This window comes from Rhizobium anhuiense bv. trifolii, assembly GCF_024346605.1.
Taxonomy (GTDB): domain Bacteria; phylum Pseudomonadota; class Alphaproteobacteria; order Rhizobiales; family Rhizobiaceae; genus Rhizobium; species Rhizobium anhuiense.
Map to the genome: position 1 here is coordinate 3,689,025 of NZ_CP098803.1, position 17,186 is coordinate 3,706,210.

The following is a 17,186-nucleotide window of genomic DNA, read 5'->3' on the forward strand; positions in this document are numbered from 1 at the left end:
TGCCGATCCGCTCCAGAATATGTCGCAAAATAGCGTTGTCTATCTGTGAAACCAGCGTATATTTATTAGCCGGGCAATCAAAAATTCAATATTGGCCTCCATGATTTCAATAAGTTGGAATAGCTATGCGAGGAAAGCAGCACTTCTCCAGATCTGTGAAAGAAGAATAAAAACAACAAAATGGACTCTACAATCATCATGATCAACCTGTTCGGCGCCGTGGCTCTGCTGCTGTTCGGCCTCGCGCAGGTAAAGGATGGCGTATCCAGAGCCTTCGGAGCCCGCCTCAGAACGGGTCTGGCGACCGGTACGCGCGGCAGTCTTCGTTCTTTCCTGTCGGGTCTCGTTGCAACGGTCGCGCTGCAGAGTTCGACGGCAACGGCGCTGATGACCGCCTCCTTCGTCGAACGTGACCTGATCAAGCCGCGCATGGCGCAGATCGTTCTGCTCGGCGCCAATGTCGGTACCGCGATCACAGCCTGGATCGTCGCCACCGGCATCGAATGGCTTTCCCCGCTTCTGATCCTCGCCGGCATCGTGCTTTACCGCGGCCGCTCCAGCACCAGCCAGGGCGGCGGCACGGCGCTGATCGGCATCGGGCTGATGCTGCTGTCGCTGCACCTTCTCGGCCTTGCGACGGAGCCCATGCGCGCCTCTCCCGCCCTTGCGGCCTTCATCGGCCTGCTGGACGGCGCCCTGCCCGTGGCAATGATCGTCTCGGCGGCACTCGCCTTTGCGTCCTCGTCGAGCCTTGCGGTGGTGGTGCTCATCCTGTCGCTTGCCTCGGCCGGCGTGGTCTCTGCCGAACTCGTCATCGTGCTCGTGCTCGGCGCCAATCTCGGCGGTGCGATACCGCCTGTGGTCGCGACATTGTCCGGCCCGGCTTCGGCGCGGCGCGTCACTCTCGGCAATCTCGCCATCCGCACGCTCGGCTGTCTCATCGCCCTGCCGCTGGCGGGCTACGGTGCGGAACTCATCCAGATGCTGCCCTTTGGCCCGGCCAAGCTGCCGGTCGATGCGCATCTTGCCTTCAACCTTCTGCTGGCAGCAGTTGCCTGGCCATTCTCCAGGCCGCTCGCCGCCCTGATGGCCAGGCTGGTGCCGGATCAGGCCGAGCCTGACAGTGCCCCGAAATATCTGGATGCGCAGGAGCTTTCGACGCCGGTCGTGGCCCTCGCCAGCGCCACCCGCGAAGTGCTCGGCGTCGGCGACCTGATCGAGCGCATGCTGATCCGGGTCTCCGAAGCCTTCGAGCGCAACGACGCATCCAAGCTTGCCGAGATCCCCGCCCTCGAAGAGCGCGTCGACCGACTGCAGCAGGCAGTGAAGGTCTATCTCTCCAGACTTGGCCGCGAGGGTCTCAGCGATGAGAACGCCCGCCGCTCGATCGTCGTCATCGACTATGCGATCAACCTCGAACATATGGGCGACATCATCGAGAAGGGCCTGTTGGAGCAGGTGACGAAGAAGATCTCGCTTGGCCTGAAATTCTCCGAGGACGGTCATCAGGAACTGCGCAAGTTGTTCGATCTGACGATCGACAATCTGCGCGTCGCCCAGACGATCTTCGTCACCCGCGATTTCAATCTCGCGCGTCAGATGATGGAGGTGAAGGTCGAGGTGCGCCGGATGGAAAAACAATCTGCCGAGCGCCACCTCGAACGTCTGCGCGATGGCCGCGCCGACAGCCTGCAGACGAGTTCGCTGCATCTCGACATGCTGCGCGACCTGAAGCGCATCAACGCCCACATCGTCTCCGTCGCGCATCCAATCATGGATGAAAGCGGCCTCTTGATCGAAAGCCGCGTACGCACCACTGCGAAGTGACGATCAGTCGGCCGAAGGCAGGCGGCGCATGGTGAATTCGATCTGGTCGCCGTCGAGCTGGCGCCAGCTTTCCACCTCGGTCCAGTAGGCGGCTTTCGGATATTCGTCGAACCATTCGCGCGCCTTGGCCCGCGCGTCCATGAGGCCGAGGCAATATGTCTCACGCACGAAATGGTCCTTCTTGCGCGGAGGATTTTCCGCCCGATGTCTCGCTATCCTGCGCTTCAGCCCATCGAAGGATGGAGGTCCTGGAACTTTTTTCATCTAACCTACCTCTTGGGAAAAGGTAGTATCGAAATACTTGATTTGCGAGTCGAATCTTGGAAGCGCCCAGCCGTGCTTGGCCACGCTTGGCGAGATGCTGCGCCAACTGCTAATCATGGCGCGCAATCAAGAATGAGCGAGTCGCTTCCACAGCGGATGTGACCGCCGGAGGCGCAAATGGAAAGACCGGAACTGCCGATCGGCTTGCCTGACGATATCGAAGAGAAGAAGGCTGCCGCCCGCAATTGGTTCGAGGGATTGCGCGATACGATCTGCGCCTCCTTCGAAGCCATCGAAGACGAATTGGAAGGGCCGCTCTCCGACCAGGAACCCGGCCGCTTCGTCGCCAAGGACTGGTCACGCGAAAACGGCGCCGGCGGCGGTGGCCGGATGTCGATGATGGAAGGCCGCGTCTTCGAAAAGGTCGGCGTCCACACCTCCACCGTTCACGGCGAATTCTCCCCGGATTTCCGGACGCAGATACCAGGTGCCAAGGATGATCCGCGTTTCTGGGCCTCGGGCATCTCGCTGATCGCCCACCCCGTGAACCCCAACGTTCCCGCCGTGCATATGAACACCCGCATGGTGGTCACATCAAGCCGCTGGTTCGGCGGCGGCGCCGACCTGACGCCGGTGCTGTCGCGCCGCCGGACCCAGGAGGACGAGGACAGCCAGCTCTTCCACAAGGCGATGGAGATCGCCTGCCGCAATCACGCCGTCGCCGATTACGATGCCTACAAGGCCTGGTGCGACGAATATTTCTTCCTGAAGCACCGCAATGAGGCCCGCGGCATCGGCGGCATCTTCTACGACTGGCTGCATTCGAGCGAGGAAGCCGGCGGCTGGAACGCCGATTTCGCCTTCACGCGCGATGTCGGCCGGGCCTTCGCCATGGTCTATCCGAAGATCGTTCGCTCCAACTTCAACAAGTTGTGGACAGAGGCCGATCGCGACGAACAATTGATCTGCCGGGGCCGCTACGTCGAATTCAATCTGCTGTATGATCGCGGCACGATCTTCGGCTTGAAGACCGGCGGCAATGTGGAATCCATTCTCTCCTCGCTGCCCCCCGTCGTCCGTTGGCCGTGAGACTGTGATATCTCATCGATAAATTCGAGTTGATAGACCTTCACGAAAATTCAGCGCGTCCTAACTTTATATGTATGTGCGTAACAATCGGAGGAGGATTGTCATGACGATACAAAGTGGCTCGCCTACGTCCACGGATGTCCAGGAAACATCCCGCACGATCGACACATCCGAGTTTTTGACGCGCATCGCGGAGAAACTGCGGGCCAAGAGCGGCTCGGATTTGCCGCTGTCCTGCTTCATCGAGCAGGTCAAGCTGCAACTGGCCGGTGGGAAATCACCGGAACAGCTGCAGAACGAAGCCGCGGCCGCCAACAGCAACATGCCCGGCCAGCTTTCGGATACCTACAAAGCCTGGGCGATGCCCGACTGAAAGACCTTCTCCGGTCGTCATCTTATGCCGGCCGGAACCTTCTCCTCCTCCGCACATTCATCAATCGCGTGAAAGCGCGATGGCCGTTGCGTTTCAGACAGAGGAGAAAACCATGCGACTTTTCGAATGCGGCACGCTCGTTCCCGGCTGCGCTTGGCACACCCGGGCGGATAATGACGCAGAAGTGGTTCGCCGCGCCGTCGAGCACCTGAAGACGGCCCACGGCGAAACGACCATACGCGAAAACATGGTTGATAACATCAAGGCCCGCATCCGCGACGAAGCGACCGCCGCCTAATAGCTGGGCGAGTATCGATATCAACGACCAAAGTCGCCGCATCCGACGGATGCGACGCCGGATTGCCTATTGCACGCGTTCCTGCAGCCGGACGAGCAGTTCCGCCCGGTCGGAGGCGAAATTTTCCTCCACCCACTGGTTTTCCAGGCCGGCAAGCAATTCGCCGACGCGCGGGCCGGACGCCACTCCCGCCGAAATCACGTCGCCGCCGTTCAGCGGAAACTGCGGCTTCTTCCAATGCATTGCCTTGTCCAGCAGCTTGCTGAGCCGCGCCGACCGCGCCATTTCGTCGAAATCGCCTTCAGCCTTGCCGCGTGCCACCGCAAGCGCCAGCTTCAGCCGCGTCGTGATGCCGTCGGCGCCGTTGCGGTAAAGCAGCCTTTCGAAGGCGGCCGGCGACATCTCGTCATTGACGGGCGCTGCCATTGCCCAGGCCTTGAGAGTGGCCGCTTCCGCATTCGAGAGCTTGAGCCGGGCCGCAAGCGCCTCCACGCGCCCCGCGTCAGGCGGCACGATCGCCGCAAGGCGCAGCAACGGATCGGGCGTCCAGCCGAGCGCCTTTTCGGTGGTGATCAGCGATGGGATCGCATCGATGCCCCATCGTTCCGATTCCGGCAGGATTTCCGTCAACACGGCCACCTGCCGCATCCAGAGCAGCGCCCGGCCAGGATCGGCAGCACCGAGCAGCTTTCGCAATTCCGACCAGACGCGTTCTGCCGAAAGCATCTTCAGTTTTGAACGCGCTGCCGAACAGGCCTTCAGCCCCTCGGCGTCCGGCCGTCCTGACCCGTAATAGGCAAAGAAGCGGAAAAAACGCAGGATGCGCAGATGATCTTCGGCAATACGCCTTGCGGCATCGCCGATGAAGCGGATGTTGCGCGTCTTAATGTCGGCAAGTCCGCCGACGAGATCCACCACCTCGCCGTCGGCATCGGCGTAAAGCGCGTTGATCGTCAGATCCCGCCGTTCGGCATCTGCCTTCCAGTCGGTGCTGAAAGCAACCTTGGCATGGCGTCCGTCGGTCTCGATGTCGGTGCGAAGCGTCGTCACCTCGAAGGGTTTGCCGTCGATGACGAGCGTCACTGTGCCGTGCTGCAGGCCGGTTGGTACCGCCTTGATGCCCGCCGCCGCTGCCCGCTCGATCACCGCCTCCGGTCTGAGCGTCGTGGCGATGTCGACATCGCTGACCGGCAGGTCCATCAGGCTGTTGCGCACCGCGCCGCCGACCACCCGTCCTTCCCCGCTATCGGCGTTGAGAAGTGCGAAGATCCGGCCGAGTGCCGGGTCGCGGAACCATGCTTGGTCGGCAAGGCCGGTCATGCATAAAGCCTTTCGTAAAGCGTGCGGACGATGCCGGCGGTGATGCCCCAGATCATTCTGGTTTCATAGGGCACGCGGTAGAAATGTCGGTCGATCCCGTCGATGACACGCCTGTCGCGGGTGTGATTGGCAGGATCCATCAGGAAGGAAAGCGGCACCTCGAACACGTCGTCCACCTCGGTCGGGTTCAGCGTCAGCGCGAAGCCCGGCGTGACGACGCCGAGCACAGGCGTGATGCGGAAGCCCGTCGAGGCAAGATAATTCGGCAAGCGACCGACGGTTTCGACGAAGGAACCGGCCAGGCCGATCTCCTCTTCCGTCTCGCGGATCGCCGCCATTTCGGGCGAGACATCTGCAGGATCGATCGAACCGCCGGGAAAGGCGATCTGCCCGGAATGTTTGCGCAGCGTCGCCGTGCGCTTGGTGAAGATCACCTGCGCCTCCTCGCCGTCGTCGACGACGGGCACCAGCACGGCGGCGTCGCGCAGCTTGAAGGTTTCGACTTCGGCGACGATATCGGGGTTGAGGATATGGTCCCCGTGATCGCGCCAGGCATGATCGACCGGCCCGCCATTCTGGTTGAGCGCACGGCGACGGAATTCGGCTGCTGAGAACAGCGGATAACGTTGGGTAATTGCATCATTCATCGGGAAAGCGCATCCAGTTCGTCGGCCGGCATGACCGGGAAGACCTCGCCCGCGGAGCGGATCGCAAACATCGCGCGCCCTCCCACGTCGAAAGTCTCGCCGAGCGCGACCAGTTCATACATCACCGCACGCGACACCAGCGCCTCCAGCCGCCCGCGCACATGCAGATAGGGTTTCAGTTCGGCGTTGCCGTCCGCAATGGCAAAACGCAGCCGATGGTCTCCTCCCGCCTCCACGACATCGCCGACATTGGTACGGAAGGTCAGCACCTGCTGACCCTCTCGGTCCGTCACGCTCATCTCCACGGCGGTGAAAGGCGCGTCGACGACCCTTATCCCGACCTTTTCCACAGGAGTTACGAGATAGGTCTTCTTATCATCGTCCTTCCTCAAAACCGTCGAAAACAGCCGCACCAGCGCCGGCCGACCGATCGGCGTGCCCATGTAGAACCAGGTGCCGTCGGCCTTGATTTCCATGTCGATATCGCCGCAAAAAGGCGGATTCCACCGCTCGACCGGCGGTAAGCCGCGTTTTTCTCCGCCACTTTCGTCAGATGCACGCGAAATCAGTGCGGCAAGTCCCGCCGCATCCGCCTGTCCGCTGATTTCCTCGGCTGCCATTCTTCCGTCCCGGTTTGTCCTTAACGAAGTGAAGTCACGAGATAGTCATTCGCAACGAACTTGTCAGCCCGTCTCATCTCCATAACTCTATCGGGTATGAGGCACATGTATAAGTCCGCCGATTCGCTGCCGAATGATTTCAGCCGTTGGAGATGCCCGTGGGTATGATGAAGACCGAATCCAGCCTCGATGAAAAGGCGATCGTCGCCGCCGCCGAAAAGGCGCTCTCCGATATCGCCGCCATCCGCGCGGAAGTCTCGAAGGTGATCTTCGGTCAGGAAAGCGTCGTCGAAAACACCATCCTCGCCGTGCTCTCCGGTGGCCATGCCCTGCTTGTCGGCGTTCCCGGTCTTGCCAAAACCAGGCTGGTGACGACGCTCGGCGAGGTGCTCGGCCTTGCCGCCAACCGCATCCAGTTCACGCCGGACCTGATGCCCTCGGATATTCTCGGCTCCGAGGTGATGGACCAGGACGACAGTGGACGCCGCTCCTTCCGTTTCGTCAAGGGCCCGGTCTTCGCCCAGCTCCTGATGGCCGACGAGATCAACCGCGCCTCGCCACGTACCCAGTCGGCTCTTCTGCAATCCATGCAGGAATATCACATCACGATCGCCGGCCAGCGCTATGACCTGCCGGCGCCCTTCCATGTGCTCGCCACCCAGAACCCGCTCGAGCAGGAAGGCACCTATCCCCTGCCCGAAGCCCAGCTCGACCGCTTCCTGCTGCAGGTCGACGTCAACTATCCCGAACTCGCCGCCGAGCGCCAGATCCTGCTCGAAACGACGGGTTTGGGCGAAACCCGGCCGGAAGCCATCATCGATGCGCAGCGGCTGATCGAGATCCAGACCCTGGTGCGCCAGATGCCGGTGAGCGACACGGTCGTCGACGCCATCCTGGCGCTGGTGCGTTCGGCCCGTCCCGGACAGGGCAATGCCTCGACCGACAAGAACGTCGCCTGGGGTCCAGGCCCGCGCGCCGGCCAGGCAATGATGCTCTGCGCGCGTGCCCGCGCCCTTTACGAAGGCCGTCTCGCACCGTCTCTGGACGATATTTTCGCGCTCGCCGAACCCATTCTCCAGCACCGCATGGCGCTGACTTTCGCCGCCCGCGCCGAAGGCATGTCGGTGCGCGACGTCATCGCCGGACTGGTCAAGCAGGCAAAGGGATAAGGAAGCCGGACGCGTGGCATCTATCGGACAGATCGTCAATCCGACACCCGGCAGCGATGCCCTTTCCCGCGCCAGGCAGCGGGCCGCCCTGGTGCCGGACTGCCTGGTGGAAGCCAAGCGCATCGCCAACACGGTGATCGCCGGCTGGCATGGCCGCCGCAAGCGCGGCATCGGCGAGAATTTCTGGCAGTTCCGTCCCTATTCCGAGGGCGAGAGCCTGTCGCGCATCGACTGGCGCCGCTCCGCCCGCGACGACCACACCTATGTGCGCGAACGCGAATGGGAGGCGGCGCACACGATCTGGCTCTGGTGCGACATGTCGCCCTCGATGATGTACAAGTCGAGCTACGGCAATGTCTCCAAGGAAAGCCGCGCGCTGGTCATCATGCTGGCGCTTGCCGAAATCCTCGCCCGCTCCGGCGAGCGCATCGGCTGCCCCGGCATCATGGAACCCGCCTCCGCCCGCAACGCTGCCGAACGCCTCGCATCCGCGCTCATGCACACGCCGCTGACCGGCGGTCTGCCGGAAACGGCGATGATCCGCGGTTGGAGCGATCTCGTCCTCATCGGCGACTTCCTCGACGATGCGCCGGCAATCATGGAACGGCTCGGGCCGCTGGCCCGCCGCGGCCTGCGCGGCCACGTGGTCGAGATATCCGATCCCGCCGAAGAGATATTCCCCTATAGCGGCCGCACCGAATTCACCGATCCGGAGAGCGGCGCAAAGCTCGTTTCCGGCCGCGCCGAACACATTCGCGAGGCCTATCGCAACGCCTACCTCGCCCGCAGGGACAGCCTCGGCCAGTCGCTACGCCATCTCGGCTGGACCTTCGCAAGCCACCGCACCGATCATCTTGCTTCCGAGGCGCTGGTCGCGGTGCACATGTATCTGTCCGGCATGCCGGCCAAGGCGACGCATGGAGGGCAGCTATGAACGCCCTTCCCTTCGCTTTCGCCTATCCCGCCATTCTCGGCGCGCTCGTCGCCCTGCCCGTCATCTGGTGGCTGCTGCGGCTGACACCGCCACGCCCGAAGACCGAGGTCTTCCCGCCGCTGAAGATCCTCGCTTCCGTGCTGAAGCGCGAGGAGACGCCGGCACAGAGCCCGTGGTGGTTGACGCTGCTGCGCATGCTGCTCGCCGCCGCCATCATCCTTGCGATCGCCGATCCAGTTTTCAATCCGCGCACCAGTTCGCTCGCATCGGGCGGCCCGCTCGTCCTCTTCGTCGACAACAGCTGGGCGGCGGCACCCGACTGGGAGCGCCGCATCCAGACCGCCGACGCGTTGATAGACGACGCCGAATCCGCCGGCACGCCGGTGTCGATCACCTTTACCGCCGATCCGACCAACGACGCCGTGCCCGGCACCGCCGCGGCCGCCCGAGACAAGCTGCGCGCCGCCGAGCCGCGACCGCTGGTGCCAGACCGCGAACGCGCCTTCCAGGCACTGCGCGGCGCGCTGAACGGCATCAAGCCCGGCACCCTCGCCTTCCTGACCGATGGCGCCGCTGCCAAGGCCGACGACGCCACGGTGCGCAGACTCGCCGAACTCCAGCCCATCGATCTCCGCCTGATCGAGGGCGATGCCGCAAGGACGGTCGCGATCACCGCCGCCAACAATGCGGCTGATGCCATGACCGTCAAGGTCACGCGGCTCAACAGTTTGCAGGCCGCATCGGTGGCGCTGAACGCCGTCGATACCCAGGGCCGCTCGATTGCCAACGGCAGGGTAGATTTCCGTCCCGGCCAGAGCGTCGCGACGAGTTCGATCACCGCCCCCTTCGAGATGCGCAACGACTTCGCGCGCGTCAGCGTCGACAACGGCGCCACGGCTGGCGCCGTCCACCTTCTCGACGACGCATTCAAGCGCCGCCGCGTCGTCTTGCTGTCGGGTGAAGGAGGCGATGAGTTCCAACCGCTGCTCTCTCCGCTCTATTATATCCAACGGGCACTGCAGCCCTATGCTGATCTGATCCAGCCCGCCGATTCCGATCTTTCGGTCGCGATACCAAAACTTCTCGCCAGCAATCCCTCCATCATCATCATGGCCGATATCGGCCGGCTGCCTGAGGAAACCTACGAGCCTCTGACGCGGTGGATATCGAATGGCGGCATGCTGCTGCGTTTCGCCGGCCCGCGCATGGCGGCTGCCCCCGCCGACGATCCATTGATTCCCGTCATCCTGCGCCAGGGGGAACGGGCGCTTGGCGGCACATTGTCCTGGAGCGAGCCGCAGTCGCTTGCCGAATTTCCGAATTTTGGGCCTTTCGCCGGCATAGCTCGCCCCGCCGATGTCGTCGTCAAGCGGCAGGTGCTTGCCGAACCGACGCCCGATCTTGCCGAACGCACCTGGGCAAGCCTGGCTGACGGCACACCGCTGGTCACGATGAAACAGATCGCATCCGGCCAGATCGTCCTGTTTCATGTCACCGCCGAGGCCACCTGGTCCGATCTGCCGATCTCAGGTACCTTCGTCGACATGCTGCGTCACCTCCTGCAGATATCGCGATCGGGCGGCGTGACGTCGGAGGCGCGCGGCAATGCGCGTGTCTCCGAAACCCTGCCGCCATTCCGCATGCTCACGGCCAAGGGCACGCTCGTCTCCGAGACGGGCTCGGCGCGGCCGCTCATTCCGCAGGCCGGAGCCGAACCGACCGCGAATTTCGACAATCCGCCCGGGCTCTATGGCTCGGAGGATGGTTTCACCTCCCTGAACGTGCTGCCCGAGAACGCCGAACTGACGCCGCTCGACACAACCGGGACCAATGCCGTGCGCGAAGGCCTGATCGGCGGCGAAAGCTGGTCGGCAAAACCCGCACTCTTTTTCGCAGCCTTTCTGCTGCTCTTGGCCGACAGCCTGATCGTTCTCTTCATGAATGGCGCATTCTCACGATTGCGCCCGGCTGTCCGCACCGCAGCGATGGTCGCGGTCGCCGTCGGCGCCGGCTTCCTCGTGCAACCCGGCACGCTTCACGCCAACGATTCCCAACCCGGCGACGACCTCATCCTGCAGAGGCTCGATAACACCCACCTCGCCTATGTCGTTACTGGCGAACAGGAGGTGGACAATATTTCCGAGCGCGGTCTCGAGGGACTGACCCAGTTTCTGACTTTCCGCACGACGCTGGAGCCGGCGCCGCCGGTGGGCATCGATCTCACCAAAGACGAGCTGTCCTTCTATCCGATCATCTACTGGCCGGTTTCGGCAACGGCGCCGATGCCGTCATCGGCGGCGATCAGCCGTATCGACGCCTATATGCGCAATGGCGGCACCGTGCTTTTCGATACGCGCGACCAGATCAGCGCATTGGACAATGGCGGCAATGTCAGCGCCAACGGCGAGAGGCTACAGGCAATCCTCGCCAATCTCGACATTCCGCCGCTGGAGCCGGTGCCATCGGACCACGTGCTGACGAAATCCTTCTATCTCCTCTCGAGCTTTCCCGGCCGTTATACCGGCAGCCCCCTCTGGATCGAGGCGCGGCAGGGCGGCCAGGAGCCGAGCGAAAAATCGGCGGCGACGGCCGACGGCGTTTCGCCGATCCTGATCACCGGCAATGATTTTGCCGGCGCCTGGGCGATCGACGACAACGGCGTACCGATACTGCCGACCGTGCCGTCCGATGAAACGCAGCGCGAGTATGCCTACCGTTCCGGTGTCAACATCATGATGTACATGCTGACCGGCAACTACAAGACCGACCAGGTCCATGTTCCCGACCTTCTCGAACGGTTAGGACAATGAGATGACCTTCGATTTTTCGCCCTTCCTGCCCTGGTCGGTTCTGGCCGCACTGGCCGTCGTCAGCGCTGTTATCGCCGCCTTCGCGATCTGGCGCGGCATTCGCGGCGCCTGGATCAGAACGCTGTCGGCACTCGCCATGCTGACTGCGCTTGCCAATCCCGTGCTGCTGCAGGAGGACCGCGATCAGCTGTCGACGATCGTGCCTGTTCTCGTCGATCGCAGCCAGAGCCAGCAGACGCCCGATCGCGTCAAGATGACCGACGACGCGCTTGCGGCGCTGAAGGGACAGCTCGCTCGCTTCCCGCAGATAGAGCCGCGCTTCGTCGATGTCGAAGGCGACGTCAATTCCGACGTGCCGTCCACGCGCCTGTTCGACGCCCTGTCGGCCAATATCGCCGATGTTCCGCCCGCCCGCATCGGCGGCGCCATCATGCTGACCGACGGGGAGGTCCATGATGTTCCAGCCGCCAATCAGGCGCTCGGTTTCGACGCCCCGATCCATGGCCTGGTCACCGGCAAGGCCAACGAATTCGATCGCCGCATCGAAGTCATCAAGGGCCCGCGCTTCGGCATCGTCAACGAGGAGCAGCAGGTGATCCTGCGCGTCTTCGACGACGGCCCGAGCCCCGGCGGCACAGCCGATGTCACGGTGAAGCTGAACGGTGACGAGATCGCCACCCTGCAGGCGACCCCCGGGCAGGATACGCCCTTCTCCTTCAAGGTGCCGGGTGGCGGCAGCAACGTGCTCGAATTCTCGGTCGCAGCCCTTCCCGGCGAAGTCACCACCGCCAACAACCGCGCCGTCCACGTCATCGACGGCATCCGCCAGAATCTCCGCGTCCTGCTTGTCTCCGGCGAACCGCATGCCGGCGAGCGCGCCTGGCGCAACCTGCTGAAATCGGACGCGTCGGTCGATCTCGTCCACTTCACCATCCTGCGTCCGCCGGAAAAACAGGACGGCACGCCGATCAACGAGTTGTCGCTGATCGCCTTCCCGACGCGTGAGCTCTTCGTCGACAAGATCAAGGATTTCGACCTGATCATCTTCGACCGCTACCAGCACCGCGGCGTGCTGCCGCTGCTCTATTACGATTACATCGCGCAATATGTCGACAATGGCGGCGCGCTGCTGATCGCCGCCGGTCCCGAGCACGCCGGCCCCGATTCCATTGCACTGACGCCACTTTCCTCGGTCCTGCCGGCAACGCCCACCGGCCAGATGATCGAGAAGGCCTTCTATCCCCGCCTCTCCGAGGAAGGCCGCAAACATCCCGTCACGCGCGGCCTTGATGGTTCGGGCGAGGATCCGCCGCATTGGGGCCGCTGGTTCCGCAGCGTCGATGTCGACCGGCCGCAGGGCGAAACGATCATGCTCGGCGCCGACAACCATCCGCTGCTGGTGCTGAACCGCGCCGGCCAGGGCCGCGTCGCCATGCTGCTTTCCGATCAGGGCTGGCTCTGGGCGCGCGGCTTTGAAGGCGGCGGTCCGAACGTTTCGCTCTATCGCCGGATCGCCCATTGGCTGATGAAGGAGCCGGCGCTCGAGGAAGAAGCGCTGACGGCGCGCGCCTCCGGCCGGACCCTTGAAGTCACGCGCCAGACGATCGGCGACAATCCCGGCAACGCCACCGTGCGTTATCCCTCCGGCAAGACCGAAACCCTGCCGCTCACCCAGTCCGAACCGGGCCTCTACAAGGCCGAGAAGAGGATGGACGAGATCGGCCTTTTCGAAATCCGCAACGGCAAGCTATCGACGCTTGTTCATATCGGCGCCGTCGACGCACCGGAATTCAAGGCGATGATCTCGACGACCGATGTGCTGCAGCCGGTCGCCGACAGAAGCAAGGGTCTCGTCACCCGGGTCGCCAATGCGAATGGCGCGATCTCCGTCCCGCCGATCCTGCCGGTGCGCGGCCAGGTCCGCGTCGCCGACAATGATCGCATGATGATCCGCATGACCAGCGAGACGGTCTTGAAGGGCATCAACACGCTGCCGCTCTTTGCTGGGTTCGCCGGCGTCGGCATCCTGCTGATCGCCTTCGGCGCCATGTGGTGGCGCGAAGGACGGTAATCTCATGCCGGAATTCGAGCTGACCGCCTCACCCTCGCCGGAGGAACTCGCGGCGATCACCGATGCGCTCTCGGCCTTCAACACCGGCGATGTCGGCCCCTCGGATCGCCGGCCGCTCGCCGTCCTCATCCGCGATACCGACGGCAAGGTGACCGGCGGTCTTTCCGGCTTTACCGCCTGGGGCTGGCTCTTCACCCAGATGCTTTATATTCCCGACACGCTGCGCGGCACCGGTCTCGCCGGCGAGATCCTCGCAAAAGCGGAAGACGAGGCGAGAACCCGGGGATGCCGCGGCGCCTGGATCGACACTTTCAGCCCGCTGGCGCTGCGAGCCTATCTGCGTCAGGGTTATGAGGTTTTCGGGGAGCTTCAGGATTTCCCGGAAGGCCGCACGCGCAGCTTCCTCCGCAAAAACCTCTGATCATCCGTGCCAGGCGATGATGCCCTTCAGCCGTTCGTGCACGCCCTCGGCGATCGGAACGACGAGCACGCGGCCGGGATCGACGGGGCCCGGGAAGGACAGCGCGTTGTAGGCGACCTTCTCGAAGCCGAGCGGGCCGTAATAGGGCGGATCGCCGACGAGGATGACGGCTTCCGAGCCCTTGCGTCTAGCCGCCTCCACCGCGATCCGCACCAGCTCCCGGCCGATGCCCTGATTCTTATGGGAGGGGCGGACGGCGAGCGGGCCGAGCAGATGCCCCTTCACGGAGCCTGCCAGCACCGGCGTCATGCGCACGGAGGCGATCGTCTCACCGTCGTCGGCGCAGATGAAGGAGAGCGACAGATCGTGCGGCCCCTGCTCGCGGATGCGCGCGGCGGCACGCGTGAAACGGCCAGGACCGAAGGCTTCTTCGTTGATGTGTTCGATGGCGGCGTCGTGGGACGCGTCTTCGGTGAGGTAGACGAGATCGTGCTTGTACATGATGACAGAAACCGGATGGACAGATTGATGGGTCTCGAACACGCCTTGGGCGTTCGGGAACATCAGCGTCGTCGCGGGTTTCTGGAAATGAACATCAAGCATGGGTCCGAAAATCGTGAAAAGGCCGATAGCAGGAAAAATTTCCGTCGTCCAACGCAAAATGCACGACGTGACGCTCTGTTCAATCTTTGCCGCCTGTAAAGCCCTGCCATCTGCGATATCTTCCGTTCCAACACGCAATCAAAGGGATGAACACCATGGGAATGCTGGTGGATGGCGTCTGGCATGACGTCTGGTACGACACGAAGGAGAGCAAGGGCCATTTCAAGCGGCAGCCCTCGCAGTTTCGCAACTGGGTGACGTCGGACGGTGAAGCCGGCCCTTCCGGCGCCGGCGGCTTCAAGGCCGAGGCCGGGCGTTACCACCTCTATGTCTCGCTTGCCTGCCCCTGGGCGCATCGCACGCTGATCTTCCGCAAGCTGAAGAAGCTCGAAGGGCTGATCTCGGTCTCCGTCATCGATCCGCTGATGGCGGAGAATGGCTGGGAGTTCAAGGTCGGCGACGGCGCCACCGGCGACCAGCTCTTCGGTGCGTCCGCGCTCTGGCAGATCTATGTCAGAGCCGATCCGCACTATTCCGGCCGCGTCACCGTTCCCGTGCTCTGGGACAAGAAAACCGGCACGATCGTCAGCAACGAATCCGCCGAGATCATCCGGATGTTCAATAGCGCTTTCGACGGCTTGACCGGCTCGAAGGCCGATTTCTATCCCGAGGATATCCGTGCCGAAATCGATGCGCTTAATACTACCGTCTACGACACCGTCAACAACGGCGTCTACAAGGCGGGTTTTGCCACAACCCAGGCGGCCTATGAGGAAAACGTCGGCAAACTGTTCGAAACGCTCGACATGCTCGACGAACGCTTGGGCAAGGGCCGCTACCTCTTCGGCAACAGATTGACCGAGGCCGACTGGCGCCTGTTCACCACGCTGGTGCGCTTCGACCCCGTCTATGTCGGCCATTTCAAGTGCAACATCCGCCGCATCGCCGATTACCGCAACTTACCCGGTTATCTCAGGGACCTCTACCAGACGGCGGGCGTTGCCGAGACGGTGAACCTGCACCACATCAAGCAGCATTATTACCGCAGCCACAAGACGATCAATCCGACTGGCATCGTCCCTGTCGGTCCGGCGCTCGATCTCGACAGCCCGCATGGCCGCGCCAGGCTAAATGCCGCCTGATACTTCTTACCAGCGGTGATCGGGCTCCTGCTCGCCCCGAAGCTCGGCGAGGCGGCGATGCGTCGCCTCGGTCGTACCCTCGGGCAGGCTGTCGAGGAAAAAGAACCCGCTGTCGGAGATTTCCCAGTCCGGCGGACGGGGCGCCGTCTGCTCGACGGTCGCCCTGTAGAACACGACATGGTCGCGCCGGGTCGTCGTGGTATTGAAGTAGACCTGGACCAGTTCCGGCTTGCCGATGATCCTGAGGTTGCCCTCCTCGCGTAGCTCCTTGACCAGCGCTTCTTCTACCGTCTCGTTACGCTCCAGTCCGCCGCCCGGCATATGCCAGCCACCGATATAACTGTGACGCACGAGAAAAATCCGGCCGTCCGCATCGAAGCAGGCGGCCCTGACGCCCATCGTCATGCCGCGGGCGAAGGAGAAATAAACATGCAGCAGGCGCAAGGCCAGCCTGATATGAGGGGGGCGCTTCTCTTTATCCACCATGGTTCCGTTTCGGCTATTCATCGCGCCGGATGTGTTTGATTTGTCAATAAGCTGGTCTATGTCTCGTAGCATGTTCAAGCTCGCGCATATTTCCGACGTCCACCTCGGACCGCTGCCCCGCCTTTCCATTCAAGAGCTGTTTTCAAAACGCATAACCGGCTTTGTGAACTGGCATCGAAACCGACGCAAGCACCTTTTCGGCAGCACGTTGGATCTGCTGCTCGAGGATATCCGCGCCCGCCAGGCCGATCACCTGGCCGTCACCGGCGACCTCGTCAATCTGGCGAGCGGCATCGAGATCCGCGCCGCCGCCGCCTGGCTGCGCATGCTCGGCGATCCCGCCGACACCTCGGTCGTTCCCGGCAACCACGACGCCTATGTGCCCGGCGCCTATGAGAAGTCAATGCGCGCCTGGTACGATTATGTCCGCGGCGATCTCGCCCCGCCGCAATGGCAGGAGGATCGCCACGTCTTCCCCTATCTGCGCATCCGCGACAAAGTCGCGATCGTCGGTTGCTCGACGGCGGTCGCCACCCCTCCCTTTGCCGCTTCCGGCTTTTTCGGCGCGCGCCAGGCCCGCGACACCGTCAACATGTTGCGCGCGGCCGGCGAAGCCGGTCTCTTTCGCGTCGTCATGATCCACCATCCGCCGATCCGCGGCGCCACGGCCTTCTACAAACGGATGATCGGCATCCGCCGCTTCGCCGCCGTAATTTCGACGGGCGGCGCCGAACTCGTGCTGCACGGCCATACGCACCTGAACACGCTGCACTGGCTGCGCGGCCAAGTGCAGCCGGTGCCCGTCGTCGGCATCGCGTCGGCCTCGCAGGGACCCGGCAGCATCAAGCCGGCCGCCGCTTATAACCTCTTCTCCATCGAGGGCTCTCCAGGCGCCTGGGAACTCCGCGGCGAGCGTTTCAGCCTCAACAGGGCCGGCGACGCGGTGATACCGGAAAGCGCCGATATTTTCGCGCGTTAGCGCCAGTTCCGGACTCTTTTTGTGCAGCACTTGAATCGATCTGCGAAGAGATCAGGCCGTCGCCGCAACATTTGCCATGGAGGTTGCTTACCCTCTTGGTATTTTTAGTGGTAAGCGTACAATTCCAGCAACA

The 17,186-nt window shown here is 63.0% G+C and carries 17 protein-coding genes; 11 read left to right on the forward strand and 6 right to left on the reverse strand.

Annotated features, from left to right (window positions below; translation table 11 throughout):
* The first annotated feature begins 180 nt into the window (after positions 1–180).
* The gene (locus NE851_RS26950; RefSeq protein ID WP_028757013.1) at positions 181–1,827 is read left to right on the forward strand and encodes a Na/Pi cotransporter family protein; all 1,647 of its coding nucleotides are present in this window, start codon (positions 181–183) and stop codon (positions 1,825–1,827) included.
* 3 nt (positions 1,828–1,830) lie between these two features.
* Here the strand turns inward: NE851_RS26950 and NE851_RS26955 are convergent, their stop codons facing one another.
* A complete protein-coding gene (locus NE851_RS26955) occupies positions 1,831–2,091 on the reverse strand; it encodes a hypothetical protein (RefSeq protein WP_017965345.1) in 261 nt (86 codons plus the stop codon).
* A 177-nt stretch (positions 2,092–2,268) separates the two neighbouring features.
* Here NE851_RS26955 and hemF point away from each other — a divergent pair, with 177 nt between their 5' ends.
* The 3 genes from hemF to NE851_RS26970 all read left to right on the forward strand — a co-directional run bounded on the left by hemF (position 2,269) and on the right by NE851_RS26970 (position 3,851).
* The gene (gene hemF / locus NE851_RS26960) at positions 2,269–3,180 is read left to right on the forward strand and encodes an oxygen-dependent coproporphyrinogen oxidase (protein WP_254959037.1); all 912 of its coding nucleotides are present in this window, start codon (positions 2,269–2,271) and stop codon (positions 3,178–3,180) included.
* Positions 3,181–3,283: 103 nt separating this feature from the next.
* Entirely contained in the window at positions 3,284–3,553 is a 270-nt protein-coding gene (locus tag NE851_RS26965) for a hypothetical protein (protein WP_028757011.1), read from the forward strand.
* 112 nt (positions 3,554–3,665) lie between these two features.
* Complete coding sequence (locus NE851_RS26970; RefSeq protein WP_010029983.1) at positions 3,666–3,851, forward strand: DUF1059 domain-containing protein; 186 nt, start codon at positions 3,666–3,668, stop codon at positions 3,849–3,851.
* A 66-nt stretch (positions 3,852–3,917) separates the two neighbouring features.
* On the opposite strand, the gene NE851_RS26975 is transcribed toward NE851_RS26970, so the two are convergent.
* From NE851_RS26975 to NE851_RS26985, 3 genes are read right to left on the reverse strand one after another with little or no spacing between them, the layout of a single operon-like run.
* Positions 3,918–5,171, reverse strand: coding sequence for a CCA tRNA nucleotidyltransferase (locus tag NE851_RS26975; protein WP_063474521.1), 1,254 nt, complete (start codon positions 5,169–5,171; stop codon positions 3,918–3,920).
* Positions 5,168–5,818 (reverse strand): CoA pyrophosphatase, encoded by a 651-nt coding sequence (locus tag NE851_RS26980; RefSeq protein ID WP_028757009.1) that lies wholly within the window; start codon positions 5,816–5,818, stop codon positions 5,168–5,170. The genes NE851_RS26975 and NE851_RS26980 overlap by 4 nt, the downstream gene beginning before the upstream one ends.
* Positions 5,815–6,438 carry a DUF1285 domain-containing protein gene (locus NE851_RS26985; RefSeq protein ID WP_028757008.1) on the reverse strand — a complete coding sequence of 208 codons (624 nt, stop codon included), beginning with the start codon at positions 6,436–6,438 and terminating at the stop codon, positions 5,815–5,817. The genes NE851_RS26980 and NE851_RS26985 overlap by 4 nt, the downstream gene beginning before the upstream one ends.
* Positions 6,439–6,596: 158 nt before the next feature.
* Here NE851_RS26985 and NE851_RS26990 point away from each other — a divergent pair, with 158 nt between their 5' ends.
* From NE851_RS26990 to NE851_RS27010, 5 genes are read left to right on the forward strand one after another with little or no spacing between them, the layout of a single operon-like run.
* Positions 6,597–7,607 (forward strand): AAA family ATPase, encoded by a 1,011-nt coding sequence (locus NE851_RS26990; RefSeq protein WP_028757018.1) that lies wholly within the window; start codon positions 6,597–6,599, stop codon positions 7,605–7,607.
* Positions 7,608–7,620: 13 nt separating this feature from the next.
* Positions 7,621–8,541 carry a DUF58 domain-containing protein gene (locus tag NE851_RS26995; protein ID WP_028757019.1) on the forward strand — a complete coding sequence of 307 codons (921 nt, stop codon included), beginning with the start codon at positions 7,621–7,623 and terminating at the stop codon, positions 8,539–8,541.
* On the forward strand, positions 8,538–11,351 hold the full coding sequence (locus tag NE851_RS27000; protein ID WP_132572734.1) for a DUF4159 domain-containing protein: 2,814 nt from the start codon (positions 8,538–8,540) through the stop codon (positions 11,349–11,351). The genes NE851_RS26995 and NE851_RS27000 overlap by 4 nt, the downstream gene beginning before the upstream one ends.
* A gap of 1 nt (position 11,352) precedes the next feature.
* Positions 11,353–13,422, forward strand: a complete 2,070-nt coding sequence (locus NE851_RS27005) for a hypothetical protein (protein ID WP_254959043.1) — start codon at positions 11,353–11,355, stop codon at positions 13,420–13,422.
* 4 nt (positions 13,423–13,426) lie between these two features.
* On the forward strand, positions 13,427–13,843 hold the full coding sequence (locus tag NE851_RS27010) for a GNAT family N-acetyltransferase (RefSeq protein ID WP_029867935.1): 417 nt from the start codon (positions 13,427–13,429) through the stop codon (positions 13,841–13,843).
* On the opposite strand, the gene NE851_RS27015 is transcribed toward NE851_RS27010, so the two are convergent.
* Positions 13,844–14,407: a GNAT family N-acetyltransferase gene (locus tag NE851_RS27015; protein ID WP_080759849.1), complete on the reverse strand. Its 564-nt coding sequence runs from the start codon at positions 14,405–14,407 to the stop codon at positions 13,844–13,846.
* Positions 14,408–14,601: 194 nt separating this feature from the next.
* On the opposite strand from NE851_RS27015, the gene NE851_RS27020 reads away from it, so the two are divergent.
* Positions 14,602–15,588, forward strand: a complete 987-nt coding sequence (locus NE851_RS27020) for a glutathione S-transferase family protein (protein WP_254959049.1) — start codon at positions 14,602–14,604, stop codon at positions 15,586–15,588.
* A 6-nt stretch (positions 15,589–15,594) separates the two neighbouring features.
* Here the strand turns inward: NE851_RS27020 and NE851_RS27025 are convergent, their stop codons facing one another.
* Positions 15,595–16,074 (reverse strand): NUDIX domain-containing protein, encoded by a 480-nt coding sequence (locus NE851_RS27025; RefSeq protein ID WP_029867931.1) that lies wholly within the window; start codon positions 16,072–16,074, stop codon positions 15,595–15,597.
* Between the two features lie 70 nt (positions 16,075–16,144).
* On the opposite strand from NE851_RS27025, the gene NE851_RS27030 reads away from it, so the two are divergent.
* Entirely contained in the window at positions 16,145–17,053 is a 909-nt protein-coding gene (locus NE851_RS27030; protein ID WP_254962451.1) for a metallophosphoesterase family protein, read from the forward strand.
* Positions 17,054–17,186: the final 133 nt, after the last annotated feature.

Coding starts and splice junctions, on each gene's coding strand:
- NE851_RS26950 (WP_028757013.1), top strand. CDS start 181: ATGGACTCTACAATCATCATGATCAACCTGTTCGGCGCCGTGGCTCTG.
- NE851_RS26955 (WP_017965345.1), bottom strand. CDS start 2,091: ATGAAAAAAGTTCCAGGACCTCCATCCTTCGATGGGCTGAAGCGCAGG.
- hemF (WP_254959037.1), top strand. CDS start 2,269: ATGGAAAGACCGGAACTGCCGATCGGCTTGCCTGACGATATCGAAGAG.
- NE851_RS26965 (WP_028757011.1), top strand. CDS start 3,284: ATGACGATACAAAGTGGCTCGCCTACGTCCACGGATGTCCAGGAAACA.
- NE851_RS26970 (WP_010029983.1), top strand. CDS start 3,666: ATGCGACTTTTCGAATGCGGCACGCTCGTTCCCGGCTGCGCTTGGCAC.
- NE851_RS26975 (WP_063474521.1), bottom strand. CDS start 5,171: ATGACCGGCCTTGCCGACCAAGCATGGTTCCGCGACCCGGCACTCGGC.
- NE851_RS26980 (WP_028757009.1), bottom strand. CDS start 5,818: ATGAATGATGCAATTACCCAACGTTATCCGCTGTTCTCAGCAGCCGAA.
- NE851_RS26985 (WP_028757008.1), bottom strand. CDS start 6,438: ATGGCAGCCGAGGAAATCAGCGGACAGGCGGATGCGGCGGGACTTGCC.
- NE851_RS27000 (WP_132572734.1), top strand. CDS start 8,538: ATGAACGCCCTTCCCTTCGCTTTCGCCTATCCCGCCATTCTCGGCGCG.
- NE851_RS27005 (WP_254959043.1), top strand. CDS start 11,353: ATGACCTTCGATTTTTCGCCCTTCCTGCCCTGGTCGGTTCTGGCCGCA.
- NE851_RS27010 (WP_029867935.1), top strand. CDS start 13,427: ATGCCGGAATTCGAGCTGACCGCCTCACCCTCGCCGGAGGAACTCGCG.
- NE851_RS27015 (WP_080759849.1), bottom strand. CDS start 14,407: ATGTTCCCGAACGCCCAAGGCGTGTTCGAGACCCATCAATCTGTCCAT.
- NE851_RS27020 (WP_254959049.1), top strand. CDS start 14,602: ATGGGAATGCTGGTGGATGGCGTCTGGCATGACGTCTGGTACGACACG.
- NE851_RS27025 (WP_029867931.1), bottom strand. CDS start 16,074: ATGGTGGATAAAGAGAAGCGCCCCCCTCATATCAGGCTGGCCTTGCGC.
- NE851_RS27030 (WP_254962451.1), top strand. CDS start 16,145: ATGTTCAAGCTCGCGCATATTTCCGACGTCCACCTCGGACCGCTGCCC.